Annotated in this window: 11 protein-coding genes; 3 read left to right on the top strand and 8 right to left on the bottom strand. The window is 73.1% G+C overall.

The features are described 5' to 3' along the window. Positions 1-45: 45 nt before the first annotated feature. Complete coding sequence (locus BLV39_RS16860; RefSeq protein WP_090792971.1) at positions 46-1,089, bottom strand: lysophospholipid acyltransferase family protein; 1,044 nt, start codon at positions 1,087-1,089, stop codon at positions 46-48. Beyond that, positions 1,089-1,937 (bottom strand): patatin-like phospholipase family protein, encoded by an 849-nt coding sequence (locus BLV39_RS16855; RefSeq protein ID WP_090792969.1) that lies wholly within the window; start codon positions 1,935-1,937, stop codon positions 1,089-1,091. The genes BLV39_RS16860 and BLV39_RS16855 overlap by 1 nt, the downstream gene beginning before the upstream one ends. 102 nt (positions 1,938-2,039) lie before the next feature. Between BLV39_RS16855 and BLV39_RS16850 the strand changes: the two genes are divergently transcribed. Beyond that, complete coding sequence (locus BLV39_RS16850; RefSeq protein ID WP_090792966.1) at positions 2,040-3,356, top strand: serine/threonine-protein kinase; 1,317 nt, start codon at positions 2,040-2,042, stop codon at positions 3,354-3,356. Here BLV39_RS16850 and BLV39_RS16845 read toward each other — a convergent pair. After that, on the bottom strand, positions 3,321-4,592 hold the full coding sequence (locus BLV39_RS16845; protein ID WP_090797432.1) for an ABC transporter ATP-binding protein: 1,272 nt from the start codon (positions 4,590-4,592) through the stop codon (positions 3,321-3,323). The genes BLV39_RS16850 and BLV39_RS16845 overlap by 36 nt on opposite strands. A 142-nt stretch (positions 4,593-4,734) precedes the next feature. On the opposite strand from BLV39_RS16845, the gene BLV39_RS16840 reads away from it, so the two are divergent. Next, positions 4,735-6,036 carry a sensor histidine kinase gene (locus BLV39_RS16840; protein ID WP_090792965.1) on the top strand — a complete coding sequence of 434 codons (1,302 nt, stop codon included), beginning with the start codon at positions 4,735-4,737 and terminating at the stop codon, positions 6,034-6,036. Continuing rightward, positions 6,033-6,680 (top strand): response regulator transcription factor, encoded by a 648-nt coding sequence (locus BLV39_RS16835; protein ID WP_204082767.1) that lies wholly within the window; start codon positions 6,033-6,035, stop codon positions 6,678-6,680. The genes BLV39_RS16840 and BLV39_RS16835 overlap by 4 nt, the downstream gene beginning before the upstream one ends. Here BLV39_RS16835 and BLV39_RS16830 read toward each other — a convergent pair. From BLV39_RS16830 to BLV39_RS16810, 5 genes are all read right to left on the bottom strand, one after another. Next, on the bottom strand, positions 6,674-7,501 hold the full coding sequence (locus BLV39_RS16830) for a hypothetical protein (RefSeq protein ID WP_090792959.1): 828 nt from the start codon (positions 7,499-7,501) through the stop codon (positions 6,674-6,676). The two genes, BLV39_RS16835 and BLV39_RS16830, sit on opposite strands and share 7 nt — an antisense overlap. Positions 7,502-7,543: 42 nt before the next feature. Next, positions 7,544-7,699, bottom strand: coding sequence for a hypothetical protein (locus BLV39_RS16825; protein ID WP_239083594.1), 156 nt, complete (start codon positions 7,697-7,699; stop codon positions 7,544-7,546). A 69-nt stretch (positions 7,700-7,768) separates the two neighbouring features. Beyond that, the gene (locus BLV39_RS16820; protein ID WP_176984947.1) at positions 7,769-11,146 is read right to left on the bottom strand and encodes a cyclic nucleotide-binding protein; all 3,378 of its coding nucleotides are present in this window, start codon (positions 11,144-11,146) and stop codon (positions 7,769-7,771) included. A gap of 258 nt (positions 11,147-11,404) precedes the next feature. Continuing rightward, positions 11,405-13,024 (bottom strand): S1C family serine protease, encoded by a 1,620-nt coding sequence (locus BLV39_RS16815; RefSeq protein WP_090792957.1) that lies wholly within the window; start codon positions 13,022-13,024, stop codon positions 11,405-11,407. Between the two features lie 5 nt (positions 13,025-13,029). Beyond that, a complete protein-coding gene (locus BLV39_RS16810) occupies positions 13,030-14,670 on the bottom strand; it encodes a sensor histidine kinase (protein ID WP_090797430.1) in 1,641 nt (546 codons plus the stop codon). Positions 14,671-14,675 lie beyond the last annotated feature (5 nt).

Here is a 14,675-nt window from a genome sequence, read left to right as displayed (position 1 = left end):
CAGCATCCTGTCCGGTTCAGCGCCGGAACAGGAGAGTGCGCGTACTCAGGTCGTGGTCAGGTGGGGCTCAGGTGGCGCCGCGACGACCGGGCGGTTCTCCTCGATCCACGCGTCGATCTTCGCCCACCAGTCGTACAGCCATTCGATCCGCTGTTCGCGCCCGCTCGGCACCTCTTCCGGCGGGACCGACCAGAACCGCATGGTGATCTGTTTGTCCATCGGCAGCTCACGCCAGACGTCGCTGACGGTGAGCATCCGGTCGAGGCCGGTGTGCGCCACGAAGATCACGCCCGCGTCGGGTGCGGCGTCCATCGCGGCCAGCAGCCCACCGGGCCGCGGCGCGAGCACGTTGCGCATCTTCTCGGCCTTCGCCGCCATCCGGTAGAGCCCGCGCGAACGCAGCAGCTCGATCGCCCGGATCCGGCGGCGCGGCGTGAAGTTGCCGCCTTCCGGGAAGATCACGAAGGCGTCGTTCTCGTCGAGCCCGACCGCGAGGTTGCCGACCAGCTTCTCCAGCCCCTCGGGGTCGCGCTGCGGCGCGATGAACCGGTTGGGGAGCCGGTTGAGCATCACGTCGACCGCCGGGTCCCACTGGAGGCTGTCCTTGAGGACGATCCGCGGCTCCCGGTCGAACCAGTTGACCAGTGCGTGCACCAGCACGAACGAGTCACCGGGGCCGGCGTGCCGGCAGACGACGAGCTCGGGCCGGCCGGGCTGCGCGGTGTCCGGGTCGCTGCCGGCGATGTCGAGCCGCAGCTTGAGCGTCCACCGGGCCTGAGCGAAGAGGAACCGCAGGAACGCACCGGTGAGTACGTAGTGCGCGCGCTGGAAGCCCGGCGAGCGCACCTTCCACCCGAAGCCGGACCCGACCCACAACGCGAACATGGTGATCAGGGCGACCGCGTCCCAGACGACGTAAACAGTGCCGAGCCAGATCACCCGCAGCGGACGCAGCCGGCCGGGCACGAGCGGCGACGCCGCGGCGGCCAGCAGCAGCCAGACCGGCAGCGTGGTGAGCAGCACCAGCGCGAACAGGATGACCAGCGGCGCCAGCACGATCCGCCGCAACCAGCGGGGCGGGGGCGGCATCAGTCGTCGTCCCGTCCGGCCAACGGATGCTGGGCCAGATAGCGCCGGGACGCGGTGTAGGCGCGACTGATCCGCCGACCGACCGCGGCCATGTCGCGGTAGGCCCAGGGTGTGTCGTCTCGGGGCTCCAGGCCCCCCGTGGGAAGCACGTGCACATGTACATCGTCGGGCAAGGCCGCCACCTCGCGTGCGAAACGGTGCCGACGGGCGATCTCGAATGCCACCTGGGCCACCTCCCACGGGCGGCGCGGAGGTGTCAGCGGGCGTTCGATCCGCCCGACCTGGAGCACGAAGATGTGCCGCGCCCCACTGCTGACCGCCTCGCCGATGGGGATCGAGTTCACGATCCCGCCGTCGACGTAGTGCTCCTCCCCGATCTGGGCCGGCGGCAGCAGACCCGGCACGGACGCGCTGGCCAGCACCGCGTCGACCAGCGGACCGGTGGAGAACCAGTGCTCGGCGGCCCGCTCGATGCTCGCCGCACAGCACCGGAAGGGGACCTTGAGCTCCTCGAACGTGGCGTTCTCGCCGAGCTCGCGCTCCAGCAGGCGACGCAACGGGCGGGGCGAGTGCAGGTGGGTACGCGCGGCGAAGCGACGCAACTGCCGGGCCACGGAGTCGCCGTACACCTCGCTGGCTTCCGGGCTGGCCCACAGCCGCACCAGCCGGTCGGTCACCGCCTCGGTCGGGTCCGCCGCCACCATCGCGCCGTTGACCGCGCCGATCGAGGTGCCGATCACGATGTCGGGTTTGATGTCGGCGCGGAACAGCGCCCGGAGCATGCCGACCTCGACGGCGCCCAGCACTCCGCCGCCACCCAGCACGAACGCCACTCGACCCCCATCCACGGGTCCATCCTGGCACGAGGGCGGCGACCCTTCCGGTTGACAAGCCACCGGGCATCGCCGAGATTGAATCCACTCCCCTGACCGCCGTGAGGTGTCGACCGCATGTCCACGCTCACCCCGGGTGCCCTCCTCGCCCGCCGTTATCGGCTGATCGACCGGGTCGGCGCCGGCGGCATGTCGGTGATCTGGCGGGCCAGAGACGAGGTGCTCGACCGGACGGTCGCGGTCAAGGTGCTCTCCGCCGCGCTCGCGGCCGACGCCCGGTTCCGCGACCTGGTCCGCGACGAGGCCCGCGCCGCCGCGCAGCTTGTCCATCCGAACGTCGCGACCGTCCACGACTACGCCGAGACGGTCGCGCCGGACGGCACGGTCACCGCGTTCGTGGTGTTCGAGCTGCTGACCGGCGACGAACTGGAGGCGCGGCTGACCGAGGGTCCGTTGCCCTGGCCGGACGCGGTGCGGGTGTGCGCCGAGGTGGCCGAGGCACTGGCCGCCGCACACCGGCTCGGGATCGTCCATCGTGACGTCACGCCGGCCAACGTGATGATGACGCCGACCGGCGCGAAGGTGCTCGACTTCGGGATCGCCACCCGGGTCGGCGCGCCGGACGACGACGCCGAAGGCGAGACTTTCGGCACGCCCGCCTACGTCGCACCGGAACGCCTCGACGGCACCCCGGCCCAGCCCGCGACCGACAGCTACGCGCTCGGCGTGCTGCTCTACGAGACGCTGACCGGGCACGTCCCGGTGCCCGCCGACACCTGGGAAGACCTGACCCGGGCCTGGTCCGCCGGGCACGTTCCGCCGCCGCCGGAGGTGCCTGGGCTGCCGCCCTCCGTTGCCGCACTCTGCATGCGGTGCCTGGCCCGCGACCCGCTGTCCCGACCGACGGCGCACGCCGCCGCGGCCGAGCTACGTGCGGCGATCGCGGCAGCACCACCGCCGGCACCTGCCCCCGCCCCGGCACCGGCACCGGACCGGGCGGCGCCGCGCCGGGGGTGGGTCCTGGTCGCGGCCGGAATCGCGGCGGTGCTGCTGCTCGCCACCGCCGTGCTGGTGCCGCTGCTCCACGACGGCGCGGCGCCACCCGGCGACGGCATCGCGGCCCAGCCGACCACCCCGTCACCGTCACCGTCCACGAGACAGCCGGCACCGACGCCCGCCGCGACCGTCTCGATCGGCGAGGCGCTGAGCCGGGTCGACGGCCTGATCGCCGAGGGCCAGGCGGTCGGAGGCATCCGCCACGACATCGCGACCGACCTGCGCAACCTGTTGCGGGAGCTGGACGCGGCGGAGACCCGCACGGACCGGGTCAACCAGCTCCGGGCGAAGGTCGCCGTCCGGGCCGGCGAGGGCGCGATCAGCCGGCCGTACGCCGAGCGCCTAGACGTCGCGCTGGCCGGCTTTCCCGGCGGCTAGCCGGATCCGCGCGCCCGCCCGGTCGAACAGCAGCAGCCGGTCGAGGTCGACGGCGATCCGGATGGTCTCGTCCCGGCGCGGCAGCCCGACGGCGGGCACCCGCAGCACCACCTCGCCCACCGGCGGCGGCTCCCCGGGCAGCTCCGGGTCGTACGCCGGGTAGAAGCCGTATTCGGTGCGCGCCGCGGCCGGTCGGGGCGCCTCGCGCATCAGGGCGGCGGCCTGCGGCCCGGGCAGCTCCAGCCGGGACCGCTCGGTCGACGTGGGCAGCGCACCGGTGTCGACGTGCACCAGCGCCTCGTGCCCGAGGTGTTCGACCTGGCGGACGGTGCCGGACAGCACCGGGCCGGTGTGCCCGTCGGGTGCCGGCGCGAGCGCGTCGGCGCGCAGCGCGACCGTGACGCGGTCGGTGTGCCGGGCCCGCACCGGGTGGCCGGCGGGCAGCTCGATCACCTGCGAGCCGAGGTCGATCACCACCCGGTCGCCGTCGGCGTAGACCGCTCCTTCGAGCAGGCTGGTGCGGGGCGTGCCGAGGAACGCGGCGACGAACAGCGTCGCGGGGTCGTTGTAGACCTGCTCGGGCGGGCCGACCTGCTGCAGCACCCCGCGACGCAGCACCGCCACCCGGTCGGCCATGGTCATCGCCTCGGCCTGGTCGTGTGTGACGTAGAGGGTGGTCACCCCGAGCCGGCGGGCCAGGGCGGCCACGTCGGAGCGCAGCTCGGCGCGCAAACCGGCGTCCAGGTTGGACAGTGGCTCGTCGAGCAGGAAGCCCTGTGGCCGGCGGATGATCGCCCGGGCCATCGCCACCCGCTGCCGCTCGCCGCCCGAGAGCGCGCCGGGCAGCTTGCGCAGCAGACCGGTGATGGCGAGCTGGTCGGCGACCTCGTTGACCCGGGCTGCCACGTCGGCCGCCGAATCGTGGCGGACACGCAGCGGGAAGCCGATGTTCTGCGCGACGGTCAGGTGCGGATAGAGCGCGTAGTCCTGGAAGACCATCGCCAGTCGGCGGTCCCGGGACGGCAGATGGTCGACCACCTGGCCGTCGATCAGCACCCGCCCGGCGGTCGGCGTCTCCAGCCCGGCGACCAGCCGGAGGATCGTCGACTTGCCGCAGCCGGTCGGCCCGAGCAGCACCAGGAACTCGCCGGGCGCGGCGAGCAGGCTGACCTGGTCGACCGCGACCGTGCCGTCGTCGAAGACCTTGGTCAACTGATCCGTGGCGATGGCCACCACCGCGAACACCTCCCTGTCCGCAATGGTGGTCTTCGATGACGCACAACGCCAGGGCAATCTCGGACGCGTATAGCTACCGCTACCCAAGGACTAGCGGCAGGCGTAGGGCGTACCCGCTGGTCCCGCCGTTAGCGTCCTTGGCATGACCGCGTTGCGTGCGCTAGCCAAACCGACCTTCCTGCGGACCGCCTGGCCCTGGCGTTCGCTCGGCTACCTGATCAGCACGGCCCCGATCGGGTTCGCGGCGATGCTGGTGTTCGGCACGGTCGCGCTGCCCTGGGTGGTCGCGGCGGACCGGCTGATCCGCGGCAAGACCAACCTGTCCGGCTCGCAGCTCGTGCTGCTGGTCTGCGTCGGCACCGTGCTGCTCGGCACGGTCGCGCCGGTCAGCGCCGTCCTCCTGGCCGCCGTCGAACGGTTCCGGCTCCGCCTGGTCGACGACCGGCCCCTGCCCGGGCTCCCGCCACCCGCGCCCGGGCAGTGGTTCCGCTGGCTGGCGGACCGCTACGTCGACGCCGCCACCTGGCGGGCCGTGGTCTACGGCTTCGCGCTGAGCTCCGTGGTGCCCCTCGTCTACTTCGTCGCCGGCATCGGGCTGCTGATGGTCGTCGCGCTGATCTCCAGCCCGTTCGTGGTCAGCGCCGGCGACCCGATCACGCTGGGCGCGGCCGCGGTCGACACGCCCTCGGAGGCGCTGCCGTACGCGCTGCTCGGGCTGGTCCTCCTGCCGGCCGTGCCGTACCTGTTCGGCGTGGTGGCGGGCGCACACGGCGCACTGGCCCGCGTGCTGCTCGGCGGCGCCGACGAACAGGCCCGCAGCCGGCTGGCCGAGGTGGTCAGCTCCCGCGCCCGGCTGGTCGACGGCTTCAGCGCCGAGCGCCGGCGGATCGAACGCGACCTGCACGACGGGGCGCAGCAGCGGCTGGTCAGCCTGACCCTGCAACTCGGCGTGGCCCAGCTCGACCTGCCGCCCGACAGCCCGGCCGCGCGCAGCGTCGGCGTCGCGCACGACCAGGCCAAGCAGCTCATGGCCGAGCTACGCGAGCTGATCCGCGGCATCCACCCGCAGGTGCTCACCGACAGCGGCCTGGACGCGGCGGTACGCGAGCTCGCCGACCGGTCGACGGTCCCGGTGACCGTGGCGGTCGACCTGCCGGAGCGGCCACCGGAGCACGTGGAGTCGACCGCGTACTTCGTCGTCGCCGAGGCGCTGGCCAACGTCGCCAAGCACAGCGGCGCCACCCAGGTCCTGGTGTCCGCCGCCCGCGACGGCCGGACGCTGGTCGTCGAGGTCGGCGACAACGGCCACGGCGGCGCCGAGCCCGGCCAGGGCAGCGGGCTGACCGGCCTCGCCGACCGGGTGGCCGCAGTCGGCGGCACGACCCGGCTGTCCAGCCCGGCCGGCGGGCCGACGCTGCTGCGGGCGGAACTGCCGTGGCGGTGATCCGGACGGTGCTGGCCGAGGACGGCACCCTGCTGCGCGAAGGACTGACCGGCATCCTCGACCGTTTCGGCTTCACGGTCACCGCCGTCGGCGACGCCGCCGCGCTGGTGGCCGCCGTCGACGCGAGCGTGCCGGACCTGGTGGTCACCGACATCCGGATGCCCCCAGGCTTCACCGACGAAGGGCTGCGGGCCGCGGTCGAGCTGCGCCGCCGCCATCCCGGGCTGCCGGTGGTCGCGCTCAGCCAGTACGTGCAGGAGAGCTACGCCGCCGATCTGCTCGACTCGGGGTCCGGCCGGGGCGTGGGCTACCTGCTCAAGGACCGGGTGGTCGACATCGCGGAGTTCATCGCCGCGCTGCGCCAGGTCGCCGCCGGCGGCACGGTGGTCGACCCGCAGGTCGTCTCGCAACTGGTGCGCCGGCGGCGCGACCCCCTGGCCCAACTGTCCAACCGGGAGCGGGAAGTGCTCCAGCTCCTGGCCGAGGGACACTCCAACGCGGCCATCGCCCGGCTCTTGGTGGTCTCCGAGGCGGCGGTGGGCAAGCACGTCGGCAACATCCTGGCCAAGCTCGACCTGCCGCCCGACGACGACCGCAACCGCCGGGTCGTCGCGGTGCTGACCTATCTGCGCGCCGGTCAGTGATGGACGGTGCGGTCCATCCAGCCGTCGCCGTTGTCGTCGTACATCGTCTTCTCGAAGACGCCGTCGCCGTCCTTGTCGTAGTCGGCGGAGTTGACCAGGCCGTCGCCGTCAGTGTCGTGACCGACGAAGTCGACCCGGCCGTCGCGGTCGTTGTCGACCATGATGTCGACGCCGCCGTCGCCCCGGCCGAGCAGGACGTGCTTGTCCCAGTCGCCGTCACCGTCGACGTCGACCCGGGTGTGGTAGCCATCCGGGATCACAGAGCTCGGCGTCTCCGGCGCGGCCGGGCCGAGGCCGGCGTGGCCGCCGGTCACTGCCGGACCGAGGCCGGCGGTGCCCGACGCCGCGTCCGGCGCCGAACCCATCGCGTCGGTGCCCGCCGGTGCGGTCTCCGCGAGCCCCTGGCTGATCTCGTCGCCGAAGCCGGAGAGCCCGCCCATGCCGCCGTGGGTGCCTTCGGCCTGCGCGTACGGGCCGAAGCTCGCCCCGTCGTAGCCCGCCGGACCCAGGCCCGACTGGCCGGCGGGCGAACCCAGGCCGCTCGTCGCCGCGTGCCCGAGGCCGGACGTGCCGGAGATCGGGCCGCCGTCGGCGAACAGCCCGCCCAGCGAACCGAGCAGGCCGAACGTGCTCGACTGGTTGGCCCGGGTCTCCACCGCGTGCTCGGTCGTCGAATCGCCGCCGACCTGGGTGTGCAAGAGCGCGATCTCGTCGTCGCTCAACGAGTAGCTGGCCAGGGCCAGCCCCGGGTCGGACGCGAGGGCACTGGCGAATGCCGGGTCAACCACCAAACGCTCCAGTACCTCGTCGAAGTCACTCATCGCTGGCCCCTCCCCATCGACGGCGCTCCTACGGTAGCGCCGTCAGTCGAGCTCCGGCATCGGCACCGGCTGGGGACGCGGCCGGCACGTGCCACATTGCACGGCGTCCTCGACGACCAGCCCCTCGGCGCGGTTGCGGGTCTCCGACCGGTGCACCTCCAGCAGGAACGGGCCGAACCGGGCGTGGTCCTCGCACACCCCGCGCCCACAGAACCGGCACGACCCCCGCGCCGACTTAGGACAAAACCAACAGAGCACGAACTCTCCTTAGCCGATGATCGGTGTACAAGGATTCAGCGGGACTGAGATTCTCGCTGGCTCCGCAGACTGTTTGGCTTGGTCGACCGCAGTCACGACAACCTGGACAGTCCCGCCTTGGGCGTTCTCCCCCGTGTACGGCACGGTCAGCGTGCCGCCGTAGAAGGAGCCTTCGTTCCCGAGGCCGATGCCGCCGCCTTCGCCGTTCGCCATGGACCACGACGCTGATACAGAGGCGAGATCATCGTCCTGCACCTGGAAGCTGATGTTGGTGCTGCCGTCAGATCGGCATGTCCGACTGATCGACTCAGGATCCGCAGACAGCCCTGTGATCACGGGTGGATCATTCGTCGGCTCGGTCGGCGGGTCTGACGTCGGTGGGGCCGTGGTCGGCTGGGTGACCGGTGGCACGGGGTTGTCGCCCGGCTGGCCCGGCGGCGGGTTGTCGTCGTCGCCAGCGTCGTTGTCGTCGTCATCGTCGTCGGTGCCGGCGGGCGGTGTCGGCGTCACGCTCGGCGTAGCCGTCGGCGACGGCAGGTCGGTCGGTGACGGCTCGTCGCTGGGCGACGGCTCCTCGGTCGGCCCGGCCGGACGAGGCACCTCGCGGCCGTCGCCGCAGTCGAGCGCCGCGTCGGTAGCCGGCTGGAGCTCGCCGTCGACCCGCACAGACCCCGTGGAGACGACGCTGCCGCCGCCGGAGCTGACCCTGTACCAGGCGGCGCCGTCGTTGGTCAGCCGCGTGCCCGAGGCGTCCAGCGACAGGTCCAGCGGCCGGAACGTGCTGCCGGTGCTCGCGGTGTCGACCAGCACCCGCCCGTCGGACAGCCGCAACGACCCGTGCGGCACCGTGCGGCGGTCGCCCTCGCTCCACAGCTCACCGACCGCGACCCCGCTGCCGGCACAGAGGACGGTCACGGACCCGCCGCGGAAGGTCAGCGTCGCCGAGGAGCGGTCGCGCAGGTGCACCTGGTCGCCCTCGGTGACGTACACCTTGGCGCCGGAGGTCAGCTTGACCTGCCGACCGTTGACCTGGACGTCGGCGGTGCCGCGGGTGGTCGCCAGCAGCGCGCGATCGGCAGGCATCTCGGCCCAGGCGGGACCGGGCAGGAAGTTGGTGCCGGTAAGGAACAGCGCGAGCAGCAGGAGCAGGGCGGTCAGCCACCACAGCCGGCGCTCGAAGCGACCGTCGACCGTCTCGTCGATCACGGGCGGCGGCCCGGGCGGCGCGGCCAACGGCGGGTAGCCGAAAGATGGGTGCACGCCGATCTGCGGGCCGGCGCCGGCGACCGACGCGACGACGGCGGGATCGGCACCGAGCAGCAGCGGTACGCCCGGCAGCGCGGGCACGGACCACAGCCGGGTGGGCGTGCGCGCGGTCGCCACGACACCACCGGGTCCGTCGCCGATCGGGCCGATCAGCGTGCCCCGGCGCAGGTCGGTGCCGTCCGGCAGGACCACCGTGCCGGACTCGACGACCACCGCGTCGGTGGCGCCCTGCAGCGAGACCGGGTCGCCCGGCGCGAGCAGGATCGGCCGGGCGGCGGAGACCAGACCCATCCGGTCCTCGGCGCTGAGCGACTGGAGCGCGGGTGCCTCGGCGAACAGCCGGTCGGCCTGGTCCCACTCGGCCGGCGGCGGTCCGGGCACCGGGCCGATCGCGCGGGACACCGCGGACGGCGGGAGGGACAGCAGCGTAGTGCCGGCGGTGTGCCAGGCCAGCGCGGCCGGCGCCCCGCTCAGCGCGCTGGCCAGCCCGACCACGCCACCGGCGCCGAGTCGTTGCCGGACCAGGCCGGAGGGGTCGTCCGGGCGGCGTGCCTCGACCGCGCCGTCGACCACGACGTAGACGGCACGCTGCGCGGACCCGGCGAAGACGAGCTGTTGGCCGGTGCGCGGGCGGACCCAGGTGGCGGCCGCGGCGAGGTCGGCGAGCGCGGCGCCGGGCAGCCGGCCGAGCGCGGAGGCCCGGAGCGCGTCGAGCCGTTGCGGGGCGTCGAGGTCGCGGCGGCGCTGGGCGAGCCGGCGGCGCAGCGCGCGGACCCGCCCGGCGAGCCAACCGAACAGAAGGTAGACCAGGGGCGCGGCCAGGCCGCAGATCACCGCGGCGAGCAGGATCCGGGCGGGCCAGCCGGACCGCCACAGCCCGATGGTCAACCCGGCGACCCGGTCGGTCCAGATCCGCCAGCCAAGGTTGACGGCGATGGCCACCCAGAGCACGGCGACCGTGCCGTAGAGCGCGACCAACCGCCCCTCGCGGTCGAGCTCCGACCAGCGCGGCGGGCGGCGGCGGAGCCGGCTGACGACGAAGGTGAGACCCCGAGCGCGCAGGTTGGGGATCTCCAGCCAGTCCATCAGCAGGTAGTAGCCGTCGAGCGCGAGGAACGGGTTGAGGTTGAACAGCGCGTTCAGGTACCAGGCGAAGGCCAGCTTGAAGGTCCACGGCGCGGCTTCCGGCACGAGGACACCGACCAGCCCCGCGATGCCGGCCAGCACCAGCCCGGCGGCCGGGCCGGCGGCGGTGGTGGTCATCCGCGCCCGGCGACCGGCCATCCACACGTCGGTGGTGTCGACGAAGACGGACGGGATGCCGAAGTAGACGAGGAAGCCCGCGGCCGGCACCCGCCGGCCGGCGTGCTTGGTGGCGAGCGCGTGACCGAGCTCGTGACAGGCCAGTGCGAGCACGTTGAGGCCGAGCAGGACGGCCGCGCCGGTCGCGTACGAGCCGCCGGTCAGGAAGATTGACTCCTCGCCGTGCCACCACGTCCAGCCGAACGCGAGCAGGCCGGCCACCGCGACGACGCCGAGCAGCACGGCGGCGGCCTTGTGGAAGAGCAACCGGCCGCCGGCCCGATAGAGAAAGCTGACCAGCGGGTCGATGTCGGCGATCACGGTGCGCCGGCCCTGCGCGAAGGCCAGCAGCGTGCGGCCCAGCCGCATCGGCCAGGGACGGCGGTGCACCTTGGCCAGCGGACGGAACGCGTCGACCGGCAACTCGGCCAGCATCCGGTTGGCGGCCAGGTCGGCGACCACCCGGGTGACCTGGTCCGGTGCGAGCCGGCCACCGATCCGGGCGAACTCGGCGACCAGACGGGCGACCGTACGCGTGCCGTCCATCAAGGTCGCGAGCTGCCACTCCTCGGGCGTGAGCCGCAGGTAGCAGGCGGCGCCACGATCGTCGGGCGAGCGGAGCATCACGTACGGGACGTCACGCACGGAGACGAGGTCGACCTGCTCGATGCCGGCGCGCAGCACCGGCTTGGCCCGGGCCGGATTGAGCCGCTCGACGACGGCCGCCCACATGCCGGGGTCGTGCGGGCCGACCGGCTGCCCCGGCGCCCGCCCGGCCAGCGCCTCCCACACACTCACCCGGGTCTCGACGACCGTCACGGTGCCCACCCTCCGTTACCCCACCGGGGTTGGAGAGTAGGCCGCTCATAGATCGGAATCGACTTCGCGTCCGCTACCCGACAGCCACGCACAGCTATCGTCGGCCGGCCGTCACCAGGCGCTCACCGTGTGCACAAAAGGCGGTAGCGGGTGACACGACCAACCCCCGAGGGCCGTGTCACCCGCCACCTTTTGGGAGGAGGACCGTCACCGCGGGTCACGCGGCCTTCGGGTCCCAGGTGTGCGCGTATCTAGCTCTTATGACGCTTCGGTGAGCGTCACGGTTGCGGTGCTTTGCGATCCGTTTCGGGTGTAGGTCAGTTGCACCTGGTCACCCACCTTGTGCGACTGGACCGCGGCCACCAGTTCGTCCGAGGTGTTGATCGCCTCGCCGCCGAAGTTGGTCACGATGTCGCCCTGCTGGAGCCCGGCCTTGGCGGCCGCGCTGTTCGCGCTGACGGCGCTGACCAGCGCGCCGTTGCCCTGCTCGGTCTCGGTGACCGAGACGCCGAGCGCGGCGTGCGAGACCTTCTCACCGTTGCGCAGCGCGTTGGCGACCTGCTCGGCCTTGGCACTCGGGATCGCGAAGCCCACGCCGATGCTGCCGTTGCCCTGGCCCGAGGTGGCGATCGCGGTGTTGATGCCGATCACCTCACCGTTGGTGTTGACCAGCGCGCCACCCGAGTTGCCGGGGTTGATCGGCGCGTCGGTCTGGAGCAGGCCGGACAGCGAGGTCGCGGTCGGCTGCTGGTTGGCGCCGCCACCGAACGGGTCCGGCTGCTGCTGCTGGTCCTGCTCGGACTGGGTCCGGATGGTGCGGTCCTTGGCGCTGATGATGCCGGCGGTGACCGAGCCCTGCAGGCCCAGCGGGCTGCCCAGGGCCAGGACGGTGTCGCCGACCTGCACCGCGGCGCTGTCGCCGAACTTCGCCGGGCTGAGGCCCGACACGTTGTCGGCCTTGACCACCGCGAGGTCGCTCTTCGGGTCGGTGCCGACGACCTTGGCGGTGGCGCGCTTGCCGTTGTCGAAGACCACCGTGACGGTGCCGCCGCTGGCGCTGGCCACGACGTGGTTGTTGCTCAGGACGTAGCCGTCTTCGGTGAGCACCACGCCGGAGCCCTCGCCGCTGCCGGTGGTGATCGAGACGATGCTCGGCTCCACCTTCTGCGCGATCTCGGCGAGCGACGACCGGTTGACCACGGGTGCGGCGGCCGCGCGGGCCCGCGCGTTGTCGGCGTCGTTGCCGTTGAGGGCGGCACCGATCACGCCGCCGACCAACCCGGCGCCGAGGAGCAGCACGAGCGCGACCGCGGCCGCGGCGATCCACCGGCCGACGCGGTTGGGCCGGCCCGGCTGTCCCGGCTGTCCCGCGTGCGGCCAGGGCTGGCCGGGCGGGGGGCCGCCCGGTCCGCCGCCGCCGACCCACGGGATTGGGGTGCCGTGCTGCTGATGTGGCTGGTGGCCGGCCTGGGCGGGGTCGGCCGGCGCTCCGGGGTAACCCGCCTGGCCGTAGCCGGCGGTCGCCGGGTAGCTGTACTGCGGGTAGCCCGAACTGGCCTGCGGGTAGCCCGAGCCGGCCTGCGGATAGCCCGGCTGCGGGTAGTGCGGCGCCGGCTGCTGCCACGGGCTGGGCGCCGGGTCCGGGTGCTGACCCTGGACGGGTGTGCCGCTGACCGGCTGGGGGTGGACGGGGGCGGTCGGCGGCTCGGCCTCCCCGGGACGCGCAAGCTGCGCGGCGGGCTGCTCTGCCTCCGACGGGCGCGCGTACTGCTCGGTCGGCTGCTCCGCTCCGAACGGACGCGGCTCCGGCGCGGCTCCGGACTCCGGTTCGGTGCGCCGCTCGAGATCGTGCCGGGGGTCGCTTTCGTGCTCGGTCATGACATTTACCTTTCCCCACCGCTCTGCGACGGGCCTGGGGCCGGGCTGAGCGTTGTCTGAGAGTGGCCGTTCGGACCCGCGCCGTTGCTGCCGCCGCTGGCCGGGTCGGGACCCGGGCCGTCCGCGTCGTCGTGGTCGTCCTCGCCGGTGGCCAGCGGCAGCCGGACCCGGAACGTCGAACCCTTGCCGGGCACGCTGTCGACCTCCACGCTGCCGCCGTGCGCGCGGACCAGGGCGGCGACGATCGCGAGCCCCAGGCCGGTGCTGTTGGCCTCGCGGTCGCGCCGGCGCGCGGCGTCCGCCCGGTAGAACCGCTCGAAGACGCGTTCGGCCTGCTCCGGCGGCAGACCCTGGCCGGTGTCGACCACCTCGACGATCGCCGAGCCGCTGTCGGAGCGCAGCCGCACAGTGATCTTGGCCGGCTGCGGCGTATGGATGATCGCGTTCGTCAGCAGATTGCCCAGCACCTGGCGGAGCCGGGCGTCGTCGGCCTGGACCACCAGCAGCCCGGCCCGTGGCGCGATCTCGATCGAGATGTCGCGGTCCGGCGCCATCGCCTGCGCCGCCTGCACCGCCTCGCTGGCCAGCACACGCAGCTCGACGGGCGACAGCGAGAGCGGTCGTTCCCGGTCGAGGCGGGCGAGCAACAGCAGGTCTTCCACGAGAAGACCCATCCTGGCGGCCTCGTCCTCGATCCGGCGGACCAACCGTGCGGTGTCTTCCAGCGAACCGGCGGCGGCGCCCTGCCGGTAGAGCTCGGCGAAGCCGCGGATCGTGGTCAGCGGCGTACGCAACTCGTGCGAGGCGTCCGCGACGAACTGCCGCATCCGTTCCTCGGACCGCAACGCCCGCGCCTCGGACGCCTGTGCGGCGAAGGCCGCGTCGCGGGCGGCGGCCTCGGAGTCGGCCCGGGCCGCGAACGCGGTCTCGATCTGGGTGAGCATCGAGTTGAGTGCCCGGGACAGTCGGCCGAGCTCGGTCTTGGGTTCCTCGACGCCGGGTTCGGTGTCGGGGACGCGCTGGCTGAGGTCACCGGCCGCGATCGCCACCGTGGTGCGCTCGATCTGCCGCAGCGGTTTGAGGTTGCTGCGGACTATCGCGGCGCCGACGGTCGCGAGCACGATCAGTACCGTGCCCCCGGCCAGGCCGTCGATCCAGAGCAACTGTTTGACGGTGTGGTCGACGTCGGAGAGGTTGAAGCCGACCGCGACGATCGCGCTGCTGTCCTGCGGCTGCACCATCAGCACGCGCCAGCGGGTCTGGCTGCCGATCGCCTTGACCGTGAACGGGTCGTTGTGGTGCTGGCGCAGCGACTGCTGAAGCCCCTGGTAGTTCTGCGGCAGGTCGGGCCCGTCCGGGGTGAACAACTGGCTGGGCTTGCTGCTCAGGTCGTTGAGGGTCGGCTGCGCCGGGGTGGACGCGACGGCGAACGCGTTGTCGCCGACCGCGAACTGGATGTTGTCGCGGAGCAGCGCCTGCACGTTGTTGTTGAGGCTGCGCAGGTTGCCGTCGACCTGGTCGAGCAGGTAGTTGCGCAGGAAGAAGGTGCTGGCCGCACCGATCACCAGCAGCGCGGCCGTGACGAGCGCCAGCACCGCGGCGACGAGCTTGACGCGCAGCGGGGTGCCACGCAGGGGGGCCAGCATCGGCA

The organism is Asanoa ishikariensis, assembly GCF_900107455.1.
GTDB lineage: Bacteria > Actinomycetota > Actinomycetes > Mycobacteriales > Micromonosporaceae > Asanoa > Asanoa ishikariensis.
This window is presented reverse-complemented; position numbering and strand designations above follow the sequence as displayed.